We start from the raw sequence: 26,549 nt of genomic DNA, 5'->3' as shown, positions 1-26,549 counted from the left end.
ACAAGGAGACGCAAACATGATAAGAAAAATGTTGGTAATTGCAGCGACAGCAATGGTGATGGTGCAGGGCAGCGCCTTTGCGCAAGAGACAATCAAACTTGGCCTGATTAATTTTGACGCCGGACCATTCGCGGTGTTTGCGCCGTTCGTCAAGGATGGCGCGACGCTTGCGGTGGAAACGCTCAATGCGCAGGGCGGTGCACTTGGACGCAAATATGAACTGGTCACCCAGTATCATTCAGGCGCACCGGCTACCGCAATTGCGGCCGCCACGCGCCTCGCCGAGCAGCAGGGTGTATCTTTTATCGCTGGGCTGAGTAGTTCAAGCACGTCACTTGCGCTGTCTCCAAAGTTATCGGCCATGAACGTGCTGTTCCTCGACTCCACTGCCGCATCGGATGATCTGACCGGCAAGAATTGTCAGAAAAATTATTTCCGCGTCGGGCTCAATGACACCACCTTCATCAACGGCGTGCGCGCCCTGTTAAAAGATAGCGGAACAAAATCCTGGGATCTTTTCATGGGCGACTACGCACTAGGCCATGATTACGCCAAACGCTTTACCGCGCTGGTGCAAGAAAACGGCGGTACTGTCCAGAAAACCCTGTTTGTTTCCCCATCCGTGGCCGACGTTGGCAGCTACATCTCTCAACTACTTGTTAAGCCTGCCGATGGCTTGATGGTGCTGGCACCGGGCACGGCTGGCATAGTTCTGGCAAAGCAGCAGCAACCATTCGGTTTATTTGCTAAGTACAAATCGGTATTTTCGGTATTTTCCACCAATGAAACCATCATCGCCGCGCAAGGGGATGCCACTGCCGGCATGTTGACGCCGCAAAGCTACTTCTGGTCCATGCCGGGAGCACGCAATGCTGCCTTCGTGAAGGCCTTCGAAGCCCGTTTCAATCGTAAACCGACCTTTGTTGATGCCGATACCTACCTTTCTTTCGAACTGTTAAACCAAGCCATACTCAAGGCAAAGTCCACCGACGTCGCCGCCGTGAGGACAGCACTGGCTGGCCTAAAAGCCGCCACTATCGCGGGCGATGTCGAGATGCGGGCAGCGGATCACCAGCTTCTGCGTTCTCTCGTCATCACGCAGGCCATCAAGGTGGGCGACGGCAAGGGCGACTTGACGCTCAAATCGGTGGAATCAATGGCAAAGATCAGTCCCGAACTGAATACCGAATGCAAGATGTAAATTTTCAGGCGGTTGTTTCACTCCGCTGCCCTGAGTTTCAAATGATTACCCTCTCACCTGGTACTAAAAATGGCCAATTTTTCATCAACTACAGCTTCCATCCTGCCCCGCCCTCGCTTCATCGAGACCATGGCAGAAAAGCGCTTGTTCATCGACGGTCGCTGGGTGGCCGCACAATCAGGGCAGACCTTTCCCACTACCGACCCCGCCACTGGCGAGCTGTTGGCAAATATTGCAGATGGTGGCGCAGCCGATATTGAGGCTGCGGTGATCGCAGCGCGGCAGGCTTTTGAAGGGGCATGGGGTAAAACCAAACCGATCGAACGACAACGTTTGCTGTTGCGTCTGGCGGATCTGGTGGAACGTGAATACGCGCAATTTGCGCTACTCGACACCTTGGAAATGGGCATGCCGATTACGCGTAGCACTGCGGGTCAGCAGCGCGTGCTAGGCATGATTCGCTTTTACGCCGGACTTGCCACGGCCATTCATGGTCAGACTATCCAAAATTCGATACCCGGCGCAGTCCTGTCGTACACCGTCAAAGAACCGGTGGGCGTTGTGGGTGCCATCATTCCTTGGAATGGCCCCTTAAGTCAGGCCATCTGGAAGGTCGCGCCGGCGCTGGCAACTGGCTGCACCGTGGTTCTCAAGCCAGCGGAGCAGGCTTGCTTGTCTTCCCTGTTGCTGGCAGAGCTGATCGCGGAGGCTGGATTCCCACCGGGCGCATTTAATGTTGTCACCGGCGCTGGTGAAGCGGGTGCGGCGTTGGCTGCCCATCCCGGCGTCGACAAAGTTGCTTTCACCGGTTCGACCGAAACCGGACAGGCGATCGTGCGGGCATCGGCAGGGAACCTTAAACGCTTATCGCTCGAACTTGGCGGTAAGTCGCCCAACATTGTGTTCGCCGATGCCGATCTTGATGCCGCAGTTATCGGTGCGGCGAATGCGGTTTTCACCAACTGTGGTCAGATTTGCGTCGCTGGCACCCGCTTGTTTGTAGAGCGAAAAATTTACGATGAGTTTATTCATCGGGTCGCGGATATCGGTCGCAAGATGGTCGTCGGAATGCCGCAGGATCGCGCGACCGAAATGGGACCGCTGGCATCGACCCAGCAGCTGGAGCGGGTAATGCGTTACATCGACAGTGGTATTGCAGCGGGCGCCAACCCGATTGTCGGCGGTGCGCGCGCACTGGATGGCGCATTGTCCAACGGTTGCTTCGTGCAGCCGACTGTGTTTGCTAACGCCAAAGACGATATGCAAATCGTTCGCGAGGAAATCTTCGGGCCTGTTGTCAGCGCCATGCCTTTTGACGATATCGAAGAAGTAATCCGGCGTTCAAATAACACACCGTATGGTCTTGGTGCTGGTGTATGGACCCGCGATCTCAGCAAGGCCCATCGGATGGCGGCAGCGCTGCAAGCTGGCACAGTCTGGGTGAATTGCTATCTGCAACTGGATGCCGCGATTCCTTTTGGCGGTTACAAGATGAGTGGCTACGGACGTGAATCAGGCACTGAGCATCTCGACTACTACCTGAGCACCAAGTCGGTAGTGATCAGAACGGACTGAGCCTCTCCATGCAGACCTTGCGTGTTGGTGGAAAAAATGATTCAACGATCAGATCAATCTGCTCGTTGAATCGATTGACGATAAGCGTAAAAATAAAACGAAACCCGTGAAATGACCGATAACAACGCAGAATCAGGTGATGCCATGAATAGCTACCAAATCGTTGAATGGGGCAAACCGCTCCAGTTGCGCCTGCGCGAAAAGCCAGAGCCGCAAGGGGAAGAAGTCCTGGTAAAGATAGCGGCAGCGGGCGTTTGCCATAGTGACTTGCATATACGCGACGGGTTTTTTGACCTCGGAGGAGGGCGACGCCTGACCGCCGAGCAGTTCGGCTCAAAATTGCCATTGACGCTAGGGCACGAAATGGCCGGTACGGTCGCGGCACTCGGCCCCCAAGCGGTAGGCCCGGAAGTCGGAACGCCAGTCGTGGTCTATCCGTGGATAGGCTGCGGGGTTTGCACCGCTTGCCTTGAAGAACGCGATACCGATTGCGAGGCGCAACGCAGTCTGGGAACGCGCCGCGACGGCGGTTTTGCCGAGTACGTCATCGTACCGAAGGGCAGATATGTCGTGCCAACCGGCAATGTCGATCTCAAACTGGCATCCACCTTCGCCTGCTCGGGCCTGACCGCATACGGCGCTCTCAAAAAAATGCCGCACATGTCAGCCAATGATCGCCTGTTGATCATCGGTGCGGGTGGCTTGGGATTGGCATCGATTGCGATTGCGCCTTTAGTGACGGACGCCGTGCTGGTCGTCGCCGATCTTGATCCAATCAAGCTGGCGGCGGCAACGCAACAAGGCGCGCAGCTTGTATTTGATACCCGGACACCCGAGGCCGCCGCCGCCCTCAAACTGGCAGCCGGAGGACCGATTCGCGGGATCATCGATTTTGTCGGATCAAGGGAAACCGCGGAGCTGGCAATGGCCGTCGCAGTCAAAGGCACGGTGATTGTTATTGTCGGGATGATGGGCGGCAGTCTTGAGATTCCGCTGGCGCTGCTGTCCCCGCGCAACCTTACCATCCGTGGTTCTCACGTCGGGACGCTGGACGAATTGAAAGCGCTGCTGCAATTTGCGCAAGAAGGTCGATTGCCCGCGATACCAGTAACAACCCGACCCATGAGCGAGATCAACGAGATTTTAGATGATCTGGAGGCGCGTCGTTTTGTTGGGCGTGTGGTGACGGTGCCTTGAAGGGGGTTGTTGCGCCGGGTGCATACACAAATGCAGCGCGTCGCAAGAAGCGCTGTTATGGTTTGTTTCGCCACTTAGCCAGGCGGGCGTTGCATTCGAATTGAGGCAGCCGTGCGCCCGAGGCCAGCATCGCGTCTAAGCCATTTGCAGCCTGTCTGGCGGATATGATTAGATGTTCTACAAGACGGTCAAGTAGCCAGAGCGCGCCATATACCTGCAAACCGTCTTGCTGAGCTTGTCGTCGCAATTGCCCATCGCCAGTCAGCAAGGGGCGACCTGTGTCTTTCGCCAGAAGGTAACACGACACGTCAGCCAGTGAACTGTTGTTTTGTTCGATGTTGAGCTCAGACAAACGTGAGATGAGCGCACTGTCCAGCACTTCTATTTGAAGGCCTTGCTCAATTACGCTTCATGATCAAAGTCGTTCAACTCAAAAAGTACAAAATCTGTGCAGCAGAGCGTGAAAGGTAATCGAAATAACACGCTCAGAAGCCCTGCATGTCTAAAATCTATCCAAATATTTGTATCGCTAATATAAATTCGCTTCATTCTCGCCCCAGCGGGTCGGACAAACTGGTGTCAAAAGTGCCGACTGGTTGTTGGAGAAATTCTGCAGCGCGCGAGAGGGTGAAAATATCTTCGGCAAGCCCCCAAAAAACGAGCGATTCAAATCGTCTTGGACGCTCTGATAGGAACACACCAGGTTCATTCTTGCGCCAGCCATTCACGCTGAATTGAATGTTGATAGATTTGTACCCAGGCTCGCTGAGCAAACTGAGGTCCTTCAAACGGCGCAAAACGACTTGCATGGAAACGCCATATAACTGTTTGGCATTCAACAATTCGCGTGGATGAACCCGAGAGCGCTGATGGTGACCGAAATCAGTCTTGACGCGTTCTGCCGGATAGAGGAACGCTCCGGCAAATCGATGACAGCAAAGTTCTTTTATTTTTTCGGGCATTGAGGCTGGAAGTGCCATCACCCAGTGGCCGAGTTCGTGCGCTGCAGTAAAACGCATGCGTTCACCCGGACGGCTAGCATTAAGTGCCACCAGCACATGTTCCTCATCTTTGGTAGCCGCGCAGGCGCCATCAAAATCATCACAACCGCTTAAAAGCGCTACCTTGATGCCATGCTCTTCGAGCAGTTCGGTGAGATTGGCGATGGCGTCGCCACCTATCTTCCATTGGTCTCTTAGAGTTGATGCTGCATTTTCTGCGTCCTCAACTGAGATAACGGAGATAGATCGAGGAGCCATGACCGGGACGCTATTATCGGCGGCGTCAAAACATTTTTCGAGTTCGATATAACGTTCAAGATGTTCGCGGATTTGCTCTTCCACTTGCTCCTGACGATATCGCGGCATTTTTGCCAATTTTCGAAATTCCAGCGGAGCGAGAGAAACAGAATCTTTGCGGAAAAAATATTCCGGTTTTACCTCTAACGCTTTGGCCAATTGAATCAGGCGAGTTGAGTTCGGGGTAACTTTCCCCTGTTCGTACTTGCTCAGCCCTTGTTTGGTCACGTCGCCCAATTTTTGGGCTAAGCCATCAAGGCTCAGACCCCGTAAAATTCTGGCGCGTCGAATGCGATCGGCAATCATTGTTATCTCCTATGGTTGACAAAATATATTTTTCTTCTTAATTTGTCAACCACAGTCAGCATAAATCGACTTTGCTGGCTTGCATGAATCCACAATGCGGCAATCAACTTTCACAAAATTTGGCGTGATGCTCTATACTCCTTTAGTCCCTTAGAAAAAGGGGAACTGGTTTGACGACCTGACAACACAGAAGCACACAAACGGCGCAATGCCGGTTTTTTTTCGTGTGTACGTATCGTGCCTCTTTGGGCGGTGGTGGTGGGGAAGCCTTCGGGCTTGCCGGTTTTCTTTTGTGTACCGGTTCGTCAACCCTGTTATTTACCGCCCACCCGTTTGACGACGGGAGGTGATTAACTACACACAAAGAAAACATAATGCCTAACATTACGTCTTACCCTTTCTGTTCACCCGTTATTAGACGAATTCCTAAACAGCCGCCAGACCTATCCGATATAGTCTGTCACGCCGTTGGGGAGATGTCATCATGACCGACGCATCCAAACCGACCCAGTCAACAGCACCCGAGCCACTCCATCAAGCATTTTCATGGTTGCCGCTGCATCACAGAGCCGATCCGCACGCGCAATTTATTGCGATGACCAAGGACGTCTGCCAAGGGCTCCAGACTTGCATTGATCTGGCGCATTTCAGCACGATGGATCGCGGCAGCGATACAACGCCGATGTTGGATGTTACTGATACGGATCGTTTGCTGCGGCTGGCTTCCACCTCTTTACGGATGTTGGCGGATGCTGCGTCAAGCCGGATTGATGGGTTGGATAATCTAAATCGGCATGGTGTGCTGAGGACGGAAAAATAATTGAAAAAGCCAACCGAACCGGTTGGCTTTTTCAATATAAACACTTACAAAATCCAGTCAAAAATTCACTAATAATCCTGGCGAATAATGGTTGACCAATACTTAGAACGAATGGCTGACGCCCGAATAGAAGGCGTTCTGATTGACGCCAACAGCGCTAGTACCTGTCTCTACAGCAAAGCTGGTGAGTGCGCTGTTGCGTACAGTACCGATACTTGCATACAGCAGAGTGCGTTTGGACAAGCTGTAGTTTGTGCCCAGCGTGAACAGGTTGGCACTGCCGCTATTTTGGTTCAGCTTGACGTGATACGCGCCAGCGATCAGGGTCAGGGCAGGTGACAACTGGTAGTTAGCGCCTAGCCAAATCTGGTTCGCCTTGTCAGGATTGCCCGTGCTGCCGGTCATGCCGGGCGCGGATAGATTTTGATAACCGGCAAATAACTTCAGTCGGTCGATTGTGATCGTACCGCCTAGTGTCAACTCTTTTGAGAATTGAAACAGGGAAGAGTATTGGCCATTCGCGTCATTGGCGTAGTCATACATCGCGCGCAATTCATAGCTTGGCTGAATGAAAGCCAGTGAAAGACCGCCAGTGCTACCTTTTTTGGTCGAGCCAGCCACTTCACCCATGCCATACACGCCTTGGGCCGTGAAGCCGCCAATGGTTGGAGAGATGTAGTCGATTTCGTTGTTGTAGGTTGGCCAGTTACGTCCTTTTACCAGCGTTGCCGTGCCCATTGCTTGTTGTCCACCGGAATCCAGCGTCCAGACCACATCGCTAGGAAGTGTCAGGTCACGACCAATTTTCAGAGTACCAAGGCTGCCGCTCAAACCGACTAACGAACGACGTGTCCACAGACCCGATCCACCGTTGACCGTGCCAGTGCTGCCGTCAAAGCCGTTTTCCAATTGGAACAGCGCTTTCAAACCGCCGCCCAGATCTTCGTTGCCTTGAAAGCCGAACATGCTGGTTCCCCAGACATTGCCATCAACACCCCATTTGCCGCCAACGATGGGTTTGTTGTTGGCATTGACGCTGCCGGTAAGCTGGTTACTTTGATAATTAATGCCGTCAACGACACGGCCGTAAATCGTGACGTTGGTTTGCGCTTGCGCGTTGCCAATGCAAGCACAAGCGAGTAGGCCAGCGACAACGATTGGTTTTGCCAGCAGCATTTTGAAAATTGTTTTCATTTCATCTCCTAGGTACAACACATGGTGTTAAACACCGATTCCGAGCTTTAAGTAACTCGATTTTTATTGTCAATTAAATAAAATATTTCTCACCTACAAGGCTTCGTCTCATAGGAGAGTGATCAACGAACAATTAATAAAGACAGTTGATTTATTAATTAAATGCGAATATATTACGAATCAGAAATGCGGTAAAGGACTTATCGATAAAACATAAAATATTTTTTAGATAACGTTGTTTGACGTTGCTTTCTATCTAATTGTTTAGAACCGGAGGAGACATAAATGAAACTTAAAAATCGCGTTGCCCTAGCTGTTTTGACCATGGTCGCAGGACTGGCCGCTGCCGCTGATCAACCGATCATCGGGCTGATCACCAAAACTGATACCAATCCGTATTTCGTAAAAATGAAGGAAGGCGCACAAGAAGCCGCTAAAGCCAAAGGCGCTAAGTTGCTGACAGCCGCTGGCAAGTCCGACGGCGATAATGCTGGTCAGATCGCGGCGATTGAAAACATGATTGCGGCGGGTGCAAAAGTTATTCTGATCACGCCAAGCGACGCCAAGGCGATCGTTCCTGCGTTAAAAAAGGCGCGTGACCAAGGCGTGATGGTGATTACCTTAGATAGTCCGACTGACCCGCAAAATGCGGCGGACGCGCTGTTTGCGACGGATAACTTCAAGGCTGGCGTTCTGGTTGGTCAATATGCCAAAGCAGCCTTTGGTGACAAACCGGCCAAGATCGCCACGCTGGATTTATTTCCTGGTCATCCGGTCGGCATCCAGCGTCATGATGGGTTCCTGCAAGGCTTTGGCATCAAAAAAGGTGATGCAAGCATCGTTTGTATGCAGGATAGTTTTGGCGATCAGGCTAAAGGTCAGACTGCGATGGAAAACTGCCTGCAAAAGAATCCCGAGATCAACCTTGTCTACACCATTAATGAGCCTGCCGCAGCTGGCGCTTACAAGGCTTTAAAAGCCGCAGGTAAAGAAAAAAGCGTGATGATCGTCTCTGTCGACGGTGGTTGCGACGGTGTGCGCAATGTCAAGGGCGGGGTAATTGCGGCGACTTCCCAGCAGTATCCGCTACGGATGGCGTCCCTCGGCGTTGACGCGGGTGTCGACTACATTAAAACCGGCAAGAAGGTCAGCGGTTACGTTGATACCGGCGTCATGCTGATTACCGATAAAAAGCAAAAAAATATCGACAGCAAAGATAGTGCATTTGGCCTGAACGCTTGTTGGGGCATGAAGTAATGTGAACCGGGGCTGGCGAGTAAGCGATCGATTTGAGAGTCAGCTTATTTGAACGCTGCGTATTTAGAAGCCGACCCAACAGATGATTGCAAGGTCGCTTTTAAAGCTAATCGCCGCCAGCCCATTTCCTGAACCAATAAGGATACCAATTTATGAAGCGTTACTTAGATCATTTGCCTCCGCTGTCTTCGCTGGGGCCGTGTATTGCGCTATTAGCCGCATGTCTGTTTTTTTCAACGCAATCCGACCGCTTTTTGAGTGGACAAAATTTTTCTCTGATTCTGCAACAAGTGATGGTGGTTGGTGTGATTGCCATAGGCCAGACGCTAATTATTTTGACGGCCGGTATTGATTTGTCTTGCGGCATGGCAATGGCGTTAGGTTCGGTTGTGATGACCAAATTCGCTACCGAACACGGCGTGCATCCGTATCTTGCCGTGATATGCGGGTTAATGGCCTGCACGTTGGTTGGCTACCTGAATGGCGCGTTAGTGACCAAGGTCAAATTACCTGCATTTATTGTCACACTCGGCACGATGAATATTGTCTTTGCGATTACGCAGGTGTATTCCGGGGCGCAAACAGTGACCAATCTGCCAGACGCATTACTATTCTTTGGCAATACCTTTCATATCGGCCAGACCAATATTACCTACGGCACGGTGCTGATGTTGGGGCTGTATCTGCTGACGTGGTTTTATCTGCGTGATACTGCGCCAGGACGGCATATTTATGCCGTCGGCAATAACCGTGAAGCGGCACGGCTGACCGGTATTGCGACCGATCGCGTATTACTCAATGTGTATATGCTGGCCGGTTTGTTATACGGCATTGCCGCACTTCTTTCTGTCGCCCGTATGGGCGTGGGCGATCCGCAAGCGGGCCAGACCGATAATCTGGATAGCATCACAGCGGTGGTGCTGGGTGGTACTAGTCTGTTCGGTGGACGCGGCATGATTGGCGGTACGCTGATCGGCGTCATGATTGTGGGCGTATTCCGCAACGGCTTGACCCTGATGGGCGTGCCATCCGTGTTTCAGGTGATGGTAACCGGTATTCTGGTCATTCTGGCAGTTGCTACCGACCAATTCACGCACAAGAAAGGTTGAAAATGACGACGAATAATTCAGCCATCATTTTTCAGGCACGTGGCATTACCAAACGGTACGGGCATGTGACTGCGCTTGATGGCGTCGATTTTGATCTGCGTGCCGGTGAAATTCTGGCCGTGATTGGTGATAACGGTGCTGGCAAATCCAGTCTGATTAAAGCTTTATCGGGCGCTCTCGTTCCCGATTCCGGAGAGATGCTGCTGGACGGTCAACGGGTCCAGTTTCGCTCGCCGATTGATGCGCGTCGCTATGGGATTGAGACGGTTTATCAGGATTTGGCTGTCGCGCCAGCGATGACCATTGCTGAAAATCTGTTTCTTGGGCGTGAGATATTGAAAGCCGGTTTTCTGGGAAAATTTCTGAAGGTGATCGATAAGAAGAAAATGCTGGCAGAAGCAATCAAGCATATGCAGGATCTGAAAATCGGTATCCGTTCCATGAATCAGGCGGTAGAGACCTTATCCGGCGGTCAGCGTCAGGGTGTTGCTGTAGCCCGTAGTACGGCGTTTGCCAAGCACGTCGTGATTCTTGATGAGCCGACGGCGGCGTTGGGCGTCAAAGAGGGCAATATGGTGCTTGAACTGATTCGACGGGTGCGGGATCGGGGCCTTTCGGTGATACTGATCAGTCACAATATGCCGCATGTGTTCGAGATCGCCGACCGCATTCACATTCAGCGGTTAGGCAAGCGCGTGGCAGTAGTCGATCCCAAGCACATCAGCATGTCAGACACGGTTGCCGTAATGACCGGTGCAAAAAATCCTGAAGACCTGCCGAAAGATGCCCATGCTTAAAGGTATCGACGCGCTGTTATCGCCGGAATTGCTGAAAATACTCTGTGAAATGGGGCACGGGGATGAAGTTGCGGTGGTAGATGCCAACTTCACTGCCGAGTCGTTGGGGCGGGGAAAACCGATTGTCAGGTTGCCGGGATGCGATTTGTATCGAACCTGTGCAGCCGTGTTGTCGGTATTTCCGTTAGATGCCGCAGTGACGCAGCCGGTCGCTTACATGCAAGTGTCTGATAGCCCGGCCGGATTCACGTCGACGGTTCAGTTATCGGTGATTGTGTTGTTGGAAGCGGGCGATTTGGCTAGGCCGGAACAATGCGAAGCGATGGAGCGGTTCAGTTTTTATGAGCGGGTTAAGCAAGCTTACGCGATTGTGCAAACGGGTGAGATGCAATCTTACGCCAATTTTATTTTCAAAAAAGGCGTCATTAACTGACAATTAGTAGCGTAACAATTAGCAGCACACTGAAGTTGACACATTGAGAGACGGTAAGATGCACCCCACAAGGGCGATGCTGAAAACTAACCACTTCCATGTCGCGCAAACCTGAATGCCTTGTCACGCAGAAGTGCTCTCTTGCGAGGGAAATGTGTTGTACCGGCACGCGGATGGAAAAGTGTGTAATTATGCCGCTGATGCTCTCCTGCAAGGAGCACAAATTGACGATAATGCGCAAGAAATTCATACTCTTACCTCAGAAAGGAAGCGGTAAAGCGCCGCTTCTATGAACATGAAAAATGAACACACGGAATCATCGGTGAGCCAGCCAGTCGACGACGACAGCGAATGGCTCAGACCGCGTGGTTCAAATCAGATTGGAATGAGTCAGTTTAATGAGCGCGTTGTACTGCAAGCAATACGATTTCACGGCAGTATGCCAAAAGCTGACCTTGCCCGACTCACCAAGCTCAGTACGCAAACGATCTCAATCATCATTAATCGTCTGCTCGAAGAAGGATTGGTGATAAAGCTTGCACCGTTGCGCGGCAAGGTTGGCCAACCATCCGTCCCGATAGCGCTCAATCCGGACGGTGCTTTTTCTATTGGTATCAAGATTGGTCGCCGTAGTCTGGACGTGTTGCTGGTCGACTTTGTCGGAAACGCACGCGAGCGGTCATCGTTGTCGTACGCGTTTCCCGACGCCGATGTGTTGTTTAACGAAATTGAACAGCAACTCAAGAATATGAATGGGCTGCTGGGTCCTAGACGCGCAGGGCGACTCAGCGGTATCGGTATCGCAGCACCGTTGGCGTTGGGTGGGTGGCAAACGCTTCTCGGCATGCCTCCCGAGCAAGCCGAAAAATGGAAGCAGCTTGATATCAGGGAACGCGTGCAAGGAATGACAAACCTGCCGGTCGAGTTCGCCAAAGACACTGCGGCAGCCTGTGTTGCGGAACTGGTCGCTGGGCGTGGCAGAAGTATTAAAAGTTTCTTGTATGTGTTTGTTGATACCTTTATCGGCGGCGGCCTTGTCATCGACAGTCATTTGCGAGGCGGTCTTCATGGGAACGCTGGCGCCCTTGCCTCGATCCCGCTCGGGCTGGCGAAAAGTGACAGCAAAACGGCACCTGATCAACTGTTGAGTGATGCGTCGCTGTTCAAACTGGAACAATTATTTGGCGCCGCGGGGCTGGACCAGGCTGCGTGCTTTGATGCCCGCGCATTGCAAGCGCCTTGGGCCACGCATACGCGCGCCTGGCTCGACGATGCAGCGCGTGCGATTGCACTTGCGATCAACAGCGCAACCTGTTTGCTGGATTTGGACAAAATTATTATCGATGGCTCTTGTGATCGAACACTGCTCGAAAAACTCCTTGAAGAAGTAGAAATTTCGCTCGGCTATTACAATTGGGAAGGGGTTATGCGTCCGGAAATCCTCGCCGGTACTATCGGCTCGGACGCCCGGGCAATAGGTGGCGCGCTGTTACCGCTGTATGCCAACTTTGCCCCGGATCGGGATCTGTTTCTCAAGTTAAGCAATTAACGTTGAAAGCACTTGCTGGATTCGTCATTGTTCGACACTGAAGGTGGTTGCTGGCAACCAAAAGGTAGGTCCCAACACAGTTACGCCACCGGCTAATGCAACGAGTCGGTTTTATCATCAATGAGCGAATAACGAGAATATTATGATAGCGACAATAGGGGAAGCACTGGTGGATTTGATCGAGCAACCGGACGGGCGTTTTCAAGCCTGTCTTGGTGGTTCGGTATGTAATTTCACGGTGGGATTAGCGCGACAAGGCGTCCCCACCGCCTACCTCAACCCGCTGTCACAAGATAAGTTCGGGAAGAAATTTTATTCTCTTCTTACCGACAATGGCGTCCATCTGGGTGCAAACGCAACGAGTTCGTGGCCGACTTCGCTCGCGGTGGTCAGTCTTGATGCGCAAGGTTCGCCGACTTACGCCTTTCACCGTGAAGCGGTGGCGGATAGGGATGTCAGCGCCGAGATGTTGATTTCACGCTTCCCAGAAGGCATGGAATTGCTGCACACGGGCGGACTGGCATTGGTCCCGGATGATCTGGAAAAGATCCTCACTGCGATAGACGAAGCAAAAAATCGTGGTGCCATTGTGTCGATTGATGCCAATTTGCGACCGCTGGCGGTGGCACATCGTGATGACTATATTGAAGGCGTCAAACGCGCTATTGCCCAGTCGCATATCGTCAAAGTCAGTGACGAGGATCTGGAGATTCTTGGTTTTGGCGCGCCGTCCCTTGCCGAACTGGCCAACATTTTATTTCAAGCATCAACGTTGCAACTGATTGCATTGACGCGCGGTGCGCAAGGTGCCGCATTGCTGACGCGTGCTCATCAGGTCGAATTGCCGACTCCAGGAGCGCTAAATGTGGTTGATACGGTCGGGGCGGGCGATTGTTTTCATGCCGGATTGATCGCTTATCTAAGGCGTTCGGACAAGTTGACCTCATCCCGGGAACTGGCCCAAGTTGATCAACATTTTTTGCGCGGTGCACTTCAACACGCGATTGCAGCGGCCAGTATTAACATTACGCGAGTGGGTTGTGATCCTGCGTCTTGGGAAGAGACTGAGCAATTTGTTCCTAGTCTCTGAATTCTGATTGGCATGATTGATCAATCCACCGACCCTATGACCCTGACAGCATACAGTGGAGTCAATGGGACGGGCCTGAACCTCGGATACACATCGGTTTTAGATATTCTAAATTTCCAGAATAATAAACTCTGTTTATGGGTGTCACTGATTCTGATAATGACATACGTTCGGTTGTGTTTTCTTATAACGGAAATACCACGGGCGACACAATTGGAATGGATGACATTTCGTTTGCAAGTAACGCCGTTGCTGAACCAACAAGCCTGGCATTGCTTGGACGAGGTCTTTTCGGTTTTGTAGCATCCCGCCGCAAATCATCGAAAAACAAAAACGCATAGATCTTTTCTGGTGCCGTTCAAACGCCGCCGCGTGCGTCGTTTTTCGTTTACCAGTGCTTTATGTCGTCGAATTGCCCAACGTTGCAACACTGACAAAGCGCCAACCTTAACGGGTTCGCTTTTTTATTTACTATCGCTGACTCGCTGACTTTTTCTCGATCTTGCGTGTTGAGGGACCTGAAAAATCCACCTCGCCATAGCGGACCAGCCATGAGCACAACGCGGCGTTTGAGAGATGGTCCATCAAACCTATTACGAGCACCAAAAATGCTAGAGCGATCTTTCAAACTAAATCGATCCGCACGTCCAATTTATTGAGGTAAGTGTGAAGATGCCTTGGCTTTGCAACGTTGGTGCAATAAACCCAATCGTCAGTGATTCGGTCCAGTCGAGCAATGCTTTACTCTCCACCTTTTTCTACTGGTTTTGCCCGCAATCTGCACACCGACATCCAATACTCCAAGCTCAATCGCACAGTATTTTTGATTGTTCGGACTGGATCCAAATGCCGAATATAGTAAAAGACGGAAAACCTTTCACTTTCGGTGATGGTGGTCCGATAAGAAGGGAGATCAGTTCCACGGGCATCCGTGCCTATCGGCGCTTTGATGGCACCCTTCCAATAAAAATACTCGCGTAGAAGCGCAGACAATGCAGAGGAGGAAGAAGATGAGCCGTTATGGGTCACCCATGCCATGAACTTGCTTTGCTGAAGATTTTCGCTTCGTGGAGCAGGATCAATACGAAACATATGTCTATAAGGGAAAGGTATTACTTCGGCTGCGTGGGCCACTTGTTCAGCAGGGATACATGGACTCTAGCGGGTCGAATCGCGACTTGAACGACTATAAAAATTAAAAAATAAACGACAAGTCGATGTATCGGTCGAATTTTCTGCGCGTCCATGCCATGCTTCAGGTGTAAAAAAGATGACGTCGCCAGCTGCACCGGTCAACTGGGCTTCGCGCTTGTGATCAAGCATGATGTTTGACATGCAAAAAACAGGTGGTGGCGTATTCCGATGAGTGCCAGGAACGAGGCAGGTACTGCCGCTGCGCCAACCAATATCGTCCAACGGCATCGTGATAGACACAGAACCATGCTCGTCTTTGTGATAGCCCATTCTTCCAGTGCCCGGAGGAACTACTTGTAGCCATACGTTGGACAAATAAAAATCCCGGCCAACGACCCGCTCTATGGTTTCATAAACAGCAGGATTTTGTAAAGGCAAAAAAAGATCCGGCTCTATAAAACCAGCGTTATGATAAATCAGCGTAGGGGCGCGATCGTTGGGTAAGGGCGGCGTTGTTCGGGGGAGCATCTTTGTCGATCCAAAACCCTCAGAATGATCAAATCCATTGGGATATGCCGCTCTTAATCTATTGGCCGCAGCCAATACTCGATCCACAACTTCCGGTCCATTCGGTTGAACAAAACGAAAATACCCGTTTGTAAAAAACTGCGCCAGATCGTGCATGCTAAGTTGATTTGGAATGGACATGGGAACCTGACCGAAAGTTTATAATTAAATATCGAATGGTAGAGGATAGCCGTATTTACTACCCTGCAAGGAAAATATTTGAGATGGCGAATACGTGCGCAAAGCTTTCGGAGCAAACGGCTGGGGATAGCCATAATGGGCGATCATCACCGCCTTTTACCCAGCTCAGAGAACGCGGTGAACGCCAAGGGCGCAGAGAGCGTTTACCGCAATAAGCCGCTGGTTTGTCCAGGGAAGCGCTGATTTATTCGTTTAAAGATGGTTGCGGTGATGTGCGCCGTCATTGGCCCGACCGGCTATGATTCTGACGTCATGTCTTATGACGATGTTTGTCGCGACGACTATTTCAAGACGGAAATAAAAGTGCTAATTTTTTGAAAGCAGGGGAAATTTTAGAGGGGCGTTCTACACTGGAAGCCGCTTCACATCGCGACAAAACTACCTTTGTACCAAGCAATTGAGAATTTATTCTACGGACGATTCGCATGGTTTAAATCATGGCGCGTGTTGAGCCAAACTATATGCAAAGAATAGGCGTTGGTGACTTTGGTGAACGACAAAAAAGCCACTGTAAGCAAAGAAAGGGCAAAACAAACGCCCTCTCTTGCACAGCGCAACAACGGTAATTATCTCGCCCTGACGCCACTCACGCCCTGATTGTGGTGCGGCGCAAGGCGCAGCGCGTAATACAGGATGGTCAACAGTACCAGCCATAACGGACCAACCATGAGCGCAACGCGGGTGTCCGGGAAATAGGCCATCAAACCTATTACCAGCGCTAAAAATGCCAATGCGATCCATGAGCCATAAGGCCAGAAAGGCATCTTGAAAGCGAGCGCTTTCCGTTCGGTTGGAGACAAAGATGCGCGGAAGCGCATTTGCGTGACCAGAATCACGCCCCATGTCCAGATCGCGCCAAAGGTTGACACTGAGGTGACCCACATGAACACTTTTTCTGGCACCAGATAGTTTAGCAATACTCCGAATAACAGCGCAACGACCGATGTCAGGACCGCCCAGCGTGGCACGCCGTTGGCCGATGTTTCAGCAAATGCGCGTGGTGCGTGACCTTGTTCTGCCAGATTGAACAACATCCGACCGGTGCTGAAAATGCCGCCGTTGCATGACGATAGCGCAGCGGTGAGGACGACAAAGTTAATGATGCCAGCGGCAGTCTTGATGCCAAGGCGCTCAAAGGTCATGACGAACGGACTGCCTTGGACGCCAATTTCATTCCATGGATAGATCGATAGGATGACAAACAGCGCGCCGACGTAAAAGATCAGAATGCGCCAGAACACCGAGTTGATGGCATCCGGGATCGATTTTTTGGGATTGGCTGCTTCGCCCGCGGTCAGGCCGATCATTTCTACGCCCAAATAGGCAAACATGACCATCTGAAATGACATGAGCACGCCTTGTACGCCGTGGGGTAAGAATCCTCCGTGGCTCCATAGATTCGAAATACCGATGGCAACGCCATGATTACCGAGGCCAAAAATGATCATGCCAAAGCCACCGACGATCATCAGTACGATGGTGACCACTTTGATCAATGCGAACCAGAATTCAAATTCACCATACGCTTTCACCGCTAATAGATTGACGGAACCCATCGCGGCTAATGCGGCTAATGCCCAAATCCAGCGTGGCACGTCAGGGAACCAGATACCCATGTAAATACCGACGGCGGTAATTTCTGCGATACACGTCACCAGCCATAAAAACCAGTAGTTCCAGCCAGTCAGATATCCCGCCAACGGGCCTATATAGTCTTTTGCATAGCGGCTGAACGATCCTGCAACCGGGTTGTGTACGGACATTTCACCCAGTGCGCGCATGATCAGAAATATGACTGCACCGCCGATAATGTAGGCCAGCATAATGCCGGGTCCAGCCATTTTGATTGCATTGGCTGATCCTAAGAACAGCCCGACGCCGATTGCTGCGCCAAGTGCCATGAGGCGAATCTGGCGTTCGCCCAAGCCACGATGAAGGCCCTGATCGGTTTTTTTCATTGTTTCATCTCCTGTTTTTTTTAACGTATGGACAATCAGATTGCCAATTTTTGGAACGGCAATCTGACGTAGCCTTGTCCCGGACCTGCTGTTAATATTTTTGAACGCAATGCGTTAGCGGCTAAGGAAGCATCGTTTTAAGATGTCATAGCGCCCTCTGCGCCACGATTATTTCCTTACCGACGATTCCTCCAGCCGGTGTTTATTGCTGCAAAAAGGCCATCTAATTCAATGTAGCGCTATGCTAACGCTCAGTAAGTAAGATTTGTAACCAAAAAACAGTTGAATTTCAGCAATAAATCATGAATAGATAAGCAGCTATGACAACTGCTTTAAGGGGATATTAAAAATGTCGCCGGCTTCTGAACCGGGAGTCAAGCCGTGTGTCAAAGTGTGTGTCCAGGATTTTGCTTAATGTTTCGATAAGAAGTTTTTTCGGACAAAATATGTGTATTGCTTTTAACGAATTGATCTGATGCAATGCCGAGAAGGACGAGTCAGTTGTCGCTAATTTTGCATTTATGATCAAACGAGGATAAATATATGTTGTCAGGTGCGGAGGCAAATCCCAATGCGTGGACGGGTGTGGAAATGATTTTCATCTGCCTGTTTGCTTCGCTTTACTTTTCCTGCCTGTTTTTTTCTATCTGGAAAGGGTGTCGATCCGTTCGCCGACGCTGGTACTGGATAACCTGCGCAGGGCTTATCATTGTCGGGACGACGGGTATGATCTTTGTCGCTCCGGACTCACCAACCAGCGGCGAAATGCCGCGCCAATTCGGGCTTGGCGCAAGCCTCATGATGTTAGGTTTACTCGGCACAGCTATTGGTGCCACTCGCGGATTACTGCGTCGCGCCTTTGGTCGGCTAGTCCATTGAATTCGAGTTGGTTGAAGGGGCTGTCCATTTAGATTTACCCAGCGCTAAGATGATGCGCCGAATACCAAAGAACCGGACTTTTTGATTGATGTCGTGTCGGTGTGCGTGTGCACAGGCGGCCTCTAATTCAAATGCATTCCGCGCCGATCTCGTCGCCGCAATGTCTGACGATAGTTTCCCGCCGCACCAATCATGTCGTGTCTAGACAAAGATCAACAAAAAACTTCGGCCAGGATTGCTCCAATGCCGTTGATGAAAGCTTGCTCTATCAAACTAAACTTTCTCATTAAAAAAGGACCGTATGATCCTTCGACTTATCAGTGGTTTGGTCTTGATCTTGGCATTACAGAATGCGGTATTTGCGGGCCAAAGCTGTTCAGAAACGACCCCGAGTCCCAGCTCTGTCCGGATGGCCTTCAATAGCGCTAGCAAGCTTTCAAAAACACTAGACAAGGAACAGCCACAAGTTGCGTTAATTGCCCGCGTCGGCTCGGATTTGTCTAAGTACGGATGACGTTATTCCCACATTGCTTTCGTTCTTAAAGATCCAGCATCTGGTACTTGGCGCACCATGCATTTGCTCAACGCATGCGGTACTGCTACCTCGGCAATCTGGAAAGAGGGTTTGGCTAATTTTTTCCTTGATGATTTATTTAGCTTCGATTCGCTGTTAATGATTCCGTCTCCGGCGGCGCAGAAAAAAATTCTGGCAAAGCTTTCAAATCCAGCCGATTATCTTGCTTTATTTACCCCGCATTACAACATGCTGGCCTATCCATTTGCGACCCGTTATGAAAATTCGAATCAATGGGTATTGGAATTGCTAACCGTTATGCTTGCTGAAAACGTAAAAATAGACGGCCGTGAAAAAGCGCAACAATGGTTAAAGTTGATGGAATATGAACCCACCACGTTGGCGCTTGGTCCGATGACAAGGCTAGGCGGTCGCATGTTTCGTGCAAATATTGTGTTCGACGATCACCCTGGCAAGCGGCGATACGCGGATCAAATTGACATCGTCAGCGTGGTGTCAATGACGCATTTCCTGAAAAAAATTGATCCTGCAGCAAAGCTAATCGTTGTGGCGGAGCCTGAAGTAGCGCCGCCATCTACTGCATTGGCTGCGTATCCATGCGAAGCGCCTGATCGTCCGTAAAAAGTTAGGACCTAATCCACGCTTCGTCACCGCTTAAACTTTTTGGTGCCGAAGCGGATTGAAGTAATAACATTAAGTTCTTGGCGCGCTTTTTAACCTATCGGACTGTCAAAGTCAGCACAATAGTCCTTTAACATCATTGGCAATGTGAGAAGTCCATTCACCTCAGACTCCCACGTTGGCAATTCATCTCCCTTTGCCTTCAATTAAATATAAGAAAATTTCGCATTGCTCCTAAGATAAATCGTTAACAAGTAGTAAATGCGAATCATTTCTATTATAATTGCCCAAGAAGCGTTTCTCTTGCGCAACTTTCATCCCTTCTGGTTTTACCTTAACAAGCTTTGTTAACCGCGCGTCATCGCGTCCCGATCGTGTCCAGCTCCAGCACTCCGTTAAACAATACGCTTGCGAGTTTCAAAACTATCTACAGCAATCATCACGGTTGGTTGTATAGCTGGTTATGGCGCAAACTTGGTTCGAGAGACGACGCGGCGGAACTGGCGCAGGATACATTTGTGCGTTTGTTGGCCAATAAATCTGCAACAGGTCTGCTTGAGCCACGCGCTTATCTGAGCACGATCGCTAATGGGTTGGTCGTCAATCATTGGCGGCGATTGTCATTGGAGCGGGCTTATCTGTCTGCGCTGGCGGCGCGACCAGAGATGGCAATGCCATCGCCAGAAGAGCGCGCCTTGGTGATGGAAACCTTATTTCAAATTGATACGATGCTCGATAAGTTGTCGACCAAGGCACGGCAAGCTTTTTTGTTGGCGCAACTCGACGGGCTGACGTACGGTCAGATTGCGATTCAACTTGGCGTTTCAGATCGTATGGTGCGCAAATATATGGCGCAGGCAATGTTGCAATGCGTATTACTGGTGGAGTTGGCGGGATGATCGATAAAGGCGTTTATCTGCCGCCTCCGCGCGCCAATCCGCCGGGTTCGGGCGCAAAAGACTTTAGCGTGTTGCAGGAAGCGGCAGAATGGTTTGCCGTGCTGCGATCCGAGAAAGCAAATGCCTACGATCACCGCCGTTGGGCTGTGTGGATCAATGCCACACCGTTGCATGCTGAGGCGTGGAGTCGTGTCGAGGCGGTCAATCAACAGTTTGGGTTGTTGTCTGCGGTACCAGCACACGCAGCGCTATCGGCACCCGGGCGCCAGCGACGCACGTTGGTGAAGTCTTTGGTCGCGCTGTGCGTCATGGTTGCTGTTGGTGATACGGCTCTGGATACCTATTCGGCGCGCACTTATCTGGCCACGATGAAAGCGCAATATCGGACCTATATCGGGCGAACGCGTAAGCTGACACTTGAGGATGGTACTGTCGTGTGGCTCAACACTGACAGCGCGGTGGATGTTTACTACAGCGGTTCTACGCGGCAAATACGATTGCGCGCTGGTGAAATATTAGTGCAAAGCGCACACGACACACAAATTCCTGCCCGTCCGCTGGAAGTATCCACGCCAGACGGTCAGGTGCGCGCACTCGGAACGCGGTTTACCGTGCGATATCAGGAAACCGGGTCGGCTGTTGCTGTGTTCGAAGGAGCAGTGGAGATCAGTCCGGCTAAAAGTAACGCAATCCAGTTGGCGCAAGCCGGATTCGCACGTGATTTCGGTGTTAGCTGGATCGGTGCGTCCAGAGTCAGCGACGAAAGTCGCGCAGCGTGGGTGAATGCATTGCTGACACCGGACAACATGCGTCTCGACGATTTTTTGGCAGAGTTGGGCCGTTACCGTCATGGTTACTTGGGATGCGCTCCCGAAGTGGCGCATTTGCGGTTGGTGGGCGTCTATCCGCTGGCCGATACTGACCGTATTCTGACGACGCTGGCAGCAACGCTGCCGGTTCATATCAGACGCAGATCATCGTGGTGGGTGACTGTAGAAGCGATCTGATATTTTCTGTTAAGAAATATTTTTATAAAAATGGTTCCGCTTTTGGGATATCGCTTGGCAATGGATAAACAGTTGTTGCCATTGATGATTACCTTAAGGATTTCCATGTCTACATCCCATTCTCCGCACACCGTCCGGTCTCGAAATAAGCGTCATACATTACATAACCTTCGGAACCCGCTGCCGTTGCCCTTTGTATGGCAACTCTGCGGGTTCGCGCTGCTGTCGGTTCCATTGTTGACGTCGATATCTGCTCAAGCGCAAGGGACCGCCGCAGTGACACACAATGCAGTGGTTAAAAGTTATGACATTGGCGCTGGCGCGTTGGGATAGGCGTTGCGTCAATTTGCTAGTCAGGCCGGTATTCTGTTGTCAGCCGACGCCAGTCTGATGGAAGGTAAGTCCAGTTCGGGGTTGCATGCAAATGTGGCGGTTCCGCAAGGTTTGCAGCAGTTGCTGGTTGGCACAGGGTTGACCGCAGTGGTGCAAAACGACGGTGGCTACATTATTATCCGTGCGCCTCAGGTGAGCGACGCATCCTTGACGGAATTACCTGAAATATCGGTCAACGCATCCGCCGGCAGCGGCTATCGTCCTGCACCGAATTCAACGACGCTGCGCTCGGACGCGCCGGTGCTGGACATTCCGCAAATCGTCAACGTCGTACCGGCGCAAGTTCTGAACGACCAGCGCCCGCGCAATATGGACGACGCACTGATCAATGTTAGCGGCATCACACAGGGAAATACCTTGGCTGGCACGCAGGACACGATCATGAAACGTGGTTTTGGGGGCAATCGTGATGGTTCAATTATGCATAACGGCATGCCGTTAGTGCAGGGCCGCGGACTTAATGCCGCGGCTGAAAGTATCGAAGTATTGAAAGGGCCATCGTCGTTGATCTACGGCATTATGGACCCGGGTGGCGTCGTCAACGTGATCAGCAAAAAGCCGGAGCTGTTGCGCCATACCAGGCTTTCGGCCACCGGTTCTACCTACGGTGGCGGCAAAAATGGCGGTGGAGTCACGCTGGATACGACTGGTGCTTTCGGCAATAGTGATCTGGCTTACAGATTGATCTTCGATCAGGTTGAAGAGGACTACTGGCGCAATTTCGGTACGCATCGGGAAACCCTCTTTGCGCCTTCGTTAGCCTGGTATGGACGCGATACGCAAGTCGTGGCCTCTTACGAACACCGCCAGTTTTTGTATCCATTTGATCGTGGTACAGCCATCAATCCGACTACCGGCCGACCGCTGGATATTCCGGCCACGCAACGGCTGGATGAGCCTTATGATCGCATGCAAGGGCAATCGGATTTGGCGCAACTGACGGTTGATCACCAGATCAATGATGTCTGGAAGGCGCATATCGGTTTAAGCTATAACCGCGAAACTTATGATGCCGAACAGCAGCGTTTATTCGGCGTCAACATCATCACAGGTGGGCTAACACGCAGCCACGATGCGACCCATGGCGCGTTAAGTATGGATAGTTACGGCACCGCGTATTTGCAGGGCAGGGTTGATATCGCGGGTTTGCGCAATGATATCCAGTTTGGTGCCGACTCTGAATACCGACGGATTTTCCGGGGTGATCTCTTGCGCGGCACCACGACCACGAATGGCAACTATTTGCGTCCGGTATATGGTCAGGACAAGTCGGTGTCCACCGTTTCGGCCTCTGACAGCGACCAAAGCGACCAGTTACACAACAGCGCGTTATTCTTTCAAGATTCACTTTATCTGGGTAAAAAATGGATTTTGGTGGGCGGCGGGCGTTATCAGACTTGGTCCCAAATCGCGGGTCGTGGTCGCCCATTTACTGCAAATACCAACACCACCGGTTCGATATGGTTGCCGCGTCTCGGTCTGATTTATAAGGTGTCGGACGAAGTCTCGTTGTATGGCAGTTATACCAAGTCGCTGAAGCCAACGTCGACTATCGCGCCGCTGCTTTCGGGCAATATTATCGACTCCTCGGTTGAACCAGAACAGGCGACTTCGTTTGAGTTGGGCACCAAATTTGATTTTACGACCGCGCTGACCGGAGCCATCGCAGTATTTGATATAAAAAAGAAGAATGTCCAGATTGTGCAATACAACGCGACTTCCAACCTGAACGAATATCGCACCAACGGTGCGGCGGCCTCTCGCGGTATCGAAGTCGATCTTACGGGTCAGTTAACCGAGCGCTGGAGTCTGATTGGCACGTATGCCTACATCAATGCCAAGACCACAAAAGATCCGCTTTATGCTGGCTATCGACTGGCTAACGTAGCCAAACAAACGGCCTCGCTGTACGCAGCGTACGATGCACGTCAGATTTTTGGAAATGACCAATTGCGGGTGGGCGGTGGTGCTCATTATGTCGGCGCACGGGCCATTGATTCTGCCAATACCTTTGAAATGCCGGGTTATACCGTTGCCGATGCGTTTGCCACTTACGACGCAAAAATTGGCGGTCAGGCCGTCAAGTTTCAGTTAAATATCAAGAACCTGTTCAACAAGACTTACTACCCGTCCGGCGTCAATCGGTACTTCGTTTCAATCGGCGATGCGCGTCAGGTCTCGTTCGTCACCAGTGTGGATTTCTGACCTATGAAAACGATTAATGATGCTTTTCCATCGCTGGCCCTGCGAGGCTTGAATGCGCTAGGTGCAGCGCTCCTGTTTGCTGGCGGCGCGTTGTCCGGCAATTCTGCGCTGGCGCAAGAAAATAGCTTGTTAGCGGCGATCACACACACCACTACGCTGCCTGGCAGTGGTCATAGTTGGGGTTTTGCGGCACAAGATCCGACCCGTCCTTACCTTTTTATTGCCCGCCGTGAAAACGGACTCACGGTGTTTGATGTTGAAAAACAGCGCGTAGTACGCTCTCTCGATAACAGTGCGGGCGCAAATGCCGTGGTTTTCGTGCCGAGTGTGGATCGGGCTTACATTACCAACATGGACGGTTCTCTGACGATCGTGCGGTTATCCGATCTGATGACGCTGAAGCGCATTCCGGTAGCCGACGCAAACCTGAATAGTGCAGTCTACGAACCCGTCACTGGATGGGTGATTATCGCCAGCGGCCGCCGTGCAGACAAGTCGACTTTATTCGTCCTCGATCCAAAAGAGGACAGAATCGTCGCGCAACAAGATGTCGACGTCAAGAAAATTGATCCTCTTGTCGCTGTAGGTGACGGCACGATATTATTACCGATGCGGGATGAAGGCAAGGTCATGCGTATTGCAGCAGCAAGTCTGAAGACTAGCGCAATCTGGCGCTTTGATGGCTGTACGCAGCCAAGCGCACTGGCGCTTGATCCGCAAAATCGCCGGTTGTTCGTGGCTTGTCGCGGCAACTCACCTATTTTGGTTGTGGCCGATCTCGACAGCGGTGCGTTAAAGGCATCATTGCCCATCACGCATGCGGTCAATGCAGTTGCTTACGACGCAAAACGTCGGCGACTGTTGGTAGCAAGCGGTGTAGATGCGAATCTGACCGTGATCGCGCAATCGGGGCCAAATGACTATCGAACATTGGGTTTTGTCGGCACGCGACCCTGGGCGCACAATATGGCTTACGACCCTCAACGCGGTCAGGCGTATTTGTTCACGATGGATTTTACGCAACCAGCTCCGGGGCCGGACCTGAAGAAGCAAGATCCACAGTTTCATGCGGACTCGTTTTCGGTTTTGACGATGCAATTGCGGTAATACGGCACATGCGCATCTGGCGGCAATATCAATATAGCGCCGACCTGGCGCTGATGTGATTGGTTACACAGGCGCTAGCATGCATGGAATAATAGGCGCGGCAAAATTGTTTTGCCGACACTTACCAGACCATGATCAAAAAAAATAACCTTAGCGCATCCGCCAGTATTCCGCGCACCACTACGATCAATGACGTTGCGCGGGAAGCACAGGTCGGCAAAACCAGCGTCTCGCGTTATCTGAACGGCGAGATGGATGCGTTGTCGGAAGAGTTGCGTAAACGGATAGCGCGCGCTATCCAAAAGCTCGATTTTCGGCCGAATCAGATGGCACGTGGTTTAAAGCGAGGCCGTACGCGTCTGATCGGCATGGTCGTGGCAGATATCACCAATCCTTATTCGGTCGAGGTGATGCGCGGTGTTGAAGCTGGATGCCAGCAGCACGGCTATATGTTGATGTTGTGCAATTCGGCCAACGAACTGAAGCTTGAGCAACGCTATCTGGAGTTGCTAACTAATTATCGGGTAGAGGGATTGGTGGTCAATCCAATCGCGCTACCGGAGGAAGATCTGGAAGCGATCACGCGCACTGGCGTTCCGTTGGTGTTGATCGATCGTCGCGCCAGCCGTATTAAATGCGATATGGTTGGCCTCGACAATGACCAGGCTGCGAGGCTGGCGACGCAACATTTGCTGGATCAGGGTTATACGGCAATTCATTTTTTGACCGAACCTATCGGACTGATCAGTAGTCGCCAGGAACGCCACCACGCGATGCGCGCACTCGTTGATGCCAGCGCCGGAAAATGTCTCAGTGTCACCTCAGAAGTTGATCTGCGTGAACCGGCTACGCTTGATGCGGCATTGCGGCACTGCCTGGCGAGTACTGCCTTGCACCGGACTGCCATTTTGGCAAGTAACGGTCGCGTGCTTTTACGCGCGGCGCTTGCCTTACGTGAATTGGGCGCGCAATGGCCGAAGGATATCGGATTGCTCGGTTTTGATGATCCGGAGTGGGCAGGTTTGGCGGGCGCGGATATTTCCAGTATCCGGCAACCAACTTTCGATATAGGCCATGCCGCTGTCGAATTTTTGATACAGCGTATTGATGGTGTGGCAACTTCTGCGCGAGTACTCAGTTTTCCGGGCGAGTTAAAGATACGGGGCTCAACCCTCAACGAGATATCACAAAAAAAACCTTGACGAGGCATTTTTTAC

Annotated in this window: 24 protein-coding genes; 19 read left to right on the top strand and 5 right to left on the bottom strand. The window is 51.4% G+C overall.

From position 1 onward, the window contains the following. Positions 1-16 precede the first annotated feature (16 nt). The 3 genes from QN379_RS06635 to QN379_RS06625 all read left to right on the top strand — a co-directional run bounded on the left by QN379_RS06635 (position 17) and on the right by QN379_RS06625 (position 3,973). A complete protein-coding gene (locus tag QN379_RS06635; protein ID WP_323506300.1) occupies positions 17-1,201 on the top strand; it encodes an ABC transporter substrate-binding protein in 1,185 nt (394 codons plus the stop codon). Positions 1,202-1,270: 69 nt separating this feature from the next. Then, positions 1,271-2,776, top strand: a complete 1,506-nt coding sequence (locus tag QN379_RS06630; RefSeq protein WP_323506299.1) for an aldehyde dehydrogenase family protein — start codon at positions 1,271-1,273, stop codon at positions 2,774-2,776. Between the two features lie 111 nt (positions 2,777-2,887). Continuing rightward, positions 2,888-3,973, top strand: a complete 1,086-nt coding sequence (locus QN379_RS06625) for an alcohol dehydrogenase (RefSeq protein WP_322234646.1) — start codon at positions 2,888-2,890, stop codon at positions 3,971-3,973. A 55-nt stretch (positions 3,974-4,028) separates the two neighbouring features. Here QN379_RS06625 and QN379_RS06620 read toward each other — a convergent pair whose 3' ends face one another. Together QN379_RS06620 and QN379_RS06615 are read right to left on the bottom strand one after the other, a co-directional pair. Further along, positions 4,029-4,352 carry a hypothetical protein gene (locus tag QN379_RS06620; RefSeq protein ID WP_322234648.1) on the bottom strand — a complete coding sequence of 108 codons (324 nt, stop codon included), beginning with the start codon at positions 4,350-4,352 and terminating at the stop codon, positions 4,029-4,031. A gap of 166 nt (positions 4,353-4,518) precedes the next feature. Continuing rightward, positions 4,519-5,577, bottom strand: a complete 1,059-nt coding sequence (locus QN379_RS06615; RefSeq protein WP_322234649.1) for an XRE family transcriptional regulator — start codon at positions 5,575-5,577, stop codon at positions 4,519-4,521. Positions 5,578-6,061: 484 nt separating this feature from the next. Here QN379_RS06615 and QN379_RS06610 point away from each other — a divergent pair, with 484 nt between their 5' ends. Further along, complete coding sequence (locus QN379_RS06610; RefSeq protein ID WP_322234650.1) at positions 6,062-6,397, top strand: hypothetical protein; 336 nt, start codon at positions 6,062-6,064, stop codon at positions 6,395-6,397. A gap of 102 nt (positions 6,398-6,499) precedes the next feature. Here QN379_RS06610 and QN379_RS06605 read toward each other — a convergent pair whose 3' ends face one another. Then, positions 6,500-7,591 (bottom strand): porin, encoded by a 1,092-nt coding sequence (locus QN379_RS06605; RefSeq protein ID WP_323506298.1) that lies wholly within the window; start codon positions 7,589-7,591, stop codon positions 6,500-6,502. A gap of 285 nt (positions 7,592-7,876) precedes the next feature. Between QN379_RS06605 and QN379_RS06600 the strand changes: the two genes are divergently transcribed. From QN379_RS06600 to QN379_RS23680, 7 genes are all read left to right on the top strand, one after another. Beyond that, the gene (locus tag QN379_RS06600) at positions 7,877-8,848 is read left to right on the top strand and encodes a sugar ABC transporter substrate-binding protein (RefSeq protein ID WP_323506297.1); all 972 of its coding nucleotides are present in this window, start codon (positions 7,877-7,879) and stop codon (positions 8,846-8,848) included. A 152-nt stretch (positions 8,849-9,000) separates the two neighbouring features. Then, entirely contained in the window at positions 9,001-9,957 is a 957-nt protein-coding gene (locus tag QN379_RS06595; protein ID WP_323506296.1) for an ABC transporter permease, read from the top strand. 2 nt (positions 9,958-9,959) lie between these two features. Continuing rightward, the gene (locus QN379_RS06590) at positions 9,960-10,754 is read left to right on the top strand and encodes an ATP-binding cassette domain-containing protein (RefSeq protein ID WP_322234656.1); all 795 of its coding nucleotides are present in this window, start codon (positions 9,960-9,962) and stop codon (positions 10,752-10,754) included. Beyond that, positions 10,747-11,187: an RbsD/FucU family protein gene (locus QN379_RS06585; protein ID WP_323506295.1), complete on the top strand. Its 441-nt coding sequence runs from the start codon at positions 10,747-10,749 to the stop codon at positions 11,185-11,187. Before QN379_RS06590 ends, QN379_RS06585 begins: the two co-directional genes overlap by 8 nt. Before the next feature lie 295 nt (positions 11,188-11,482). Continuing rightward, the gene (locus QN379_RS06580; protein ID WP_323506325.1) at positions 11,483-12,736 is read left to right on the top strand and encodes an ROK family transcriptional regulator; all 1,254 of its coding nucleotides are present in this window, start codon (positions 11,483-11,485) and stop codon (positions 12,734-12,736) included. 142 nt (positions 12,737-12,878) lie between these two features. Continuing rightward, entirely contained in the window at positions 12,879-13,826 is a 948-nt protein-coding gene (locus QN379_RS06575; RefSeq protein WP_322234659.1) for a carbohydrate kinase, read from the top strand. Between the two features lie 137 nt (positions 13,827-13,963). Then, positions 13,964-14,167, top strand: coding sequence for a PEP-CTERM sorting domain-containing protein (locus QN379_RS23680; protein WP_369124711.1), 204 nt, complete (start codon positions 13,964-13,966; stop codon positions 14,165-14,167). Between the two features lie 817 nt (positions 14,168-14,984). Here QN379_RS23680 and QN379_RS06570 read toward each other — a convergent pair. Then, a complete protein-coding gene (locus QN379_RS06570) occupies positions 14,985-15,668 on the bottom strand; it encodes a phytanoyl-CoA dioxygenase family protein (protein ID WP_323506294.1) in 684 nt (227 codons plus the stop codon). 626 nt (positions 15,669-16,294) lie between these two features. Next, complete coding sequence (locus QN379_RS06565; RefSeq protein WP_323506293.1) at positions 16,295-17,686, bottom strand: amino acid permease; 1,392 nt, start codon at positions 17,684-17,686, stop codon at positions 16,295-16,297. A 543-nt stretch (positions 17,687-18,229) separates the two neighbouring features. Between QN379_RS06565 and QN379_RS06560 the strand changes: the two genes are divergently transcribed. The 8 genes from QN379_RS06560 to QN379_RS06525 all read left to right on the top strand — a co-directional run bounded on the left by QN379_RS06560 (position 18,230) and on the right by QN379_RS06525 (position 26,534). After that, positions 18,230-18,565 carry a hypothetical protein gene (locus QN379_RS06560; RefSeq protein WP_323506292.1) on the top strand — a complete coding sequence of 112 codons (336 nt, stop codon included), beginning with the start codon at positions 18,230-18,232 and terminating at the stop codon, positions 18,563-18,565. A 526-nt stretch (positions 18,566-19,091) separates the two neighbouring features. Continuing rightward, positions 19,092-19,721: a DUF2145 domain-containing protein gene (locus tag QN379_RS06555; protein WP_323506324.1), complete on the top strand. Its 630-nt coding sequence runs from the start codon at positions 19,092-19,094 to the stop codon at positions 19,719-19,721. A gap of 374 nt (positions 19,722-20,095) precedes the next feature. Continuing rightward, a complete protein-coding gene (locus tag QN379_RS06550) occupies positions 20,096-20,620 on the top strand; it encodes a sigma-70 family RNA polymerase sigma factor (RefSeq protein ID WP_322234668.1) in 525 nt (174 codons plus the stop codon). After that, entirely contained in the window at positions 20,590-21,627 is a 1,038-nt protein-coding gene (locus QN379_RS06545; protein ID WP_323506291.1) for a FecR domain-containing protein, read from the top strand. Before QN379_RS06550 ends, QN379_RS06545 begins: the two co-directional genes overlap by 31 nt. Before the next feature lie 105 nt (positions 21,628-21,732). Continuing rightward, entirely contained in the window at positions 21,733-21,960 is a 228-nt protein-coding gene (locus QN379_RS06540) for a hypothetical protein (protein WP_323506290.1), read from the top strand. Between the two features lie 3 nt (positions 21,961-21,963). Next, the gene (locus QN379_RS06535; protein WP_323506289.1) at positions 21,964-24,225 is read left to right on the top strand and encodes a TonB-dependent receptor; all 2,262 of its coding nucleotides are present in this window, start codon (positions 21,964-21,966) and stop codon (positions 24,223-24,225) included. A gap of 3 nt (positions 24,226-24,228) precedes the next feature. Further along, positions 24,229-25,332, top strand: coding sequence for a hypothetical protein (locus QN379_RS06530; protein WP_323506288.1), 1,104 nt, complete (start codon positions 24,229-24,231; stop codon positions 25,330-25,332). Between the two features lie 131 nt (positions 25,333-25,463). Beyond that, positions 25,464-26,534: a LacI family DNA-binding transcriptional regulator gene (locus QN379_RS06525; protein WP_322234677.1), complete on the top strand. Its 1,071-nt coding sequence runs from the start codon at positions 25,464-25,466 to the stop codon at positions 26,532-26,534. Positions 26,535-26,549: the final 15 nt, after the last annotated feature.

The sequence above is a fragment of the Glaciimonas sp. Gout2 genome, assembly GCF_035018905.1.
Lineage (GTDB): Bacteria > Pseudomonadota > Gammaproteobacteria > Burkholderiales > Burkholderiaceae_D > Glaciimonas.
The sequence above is the reverse complement of the archived record's forward strand: the minus strand, read 5'-3'. Positions and strand labels throughout refer to the sequence as shown.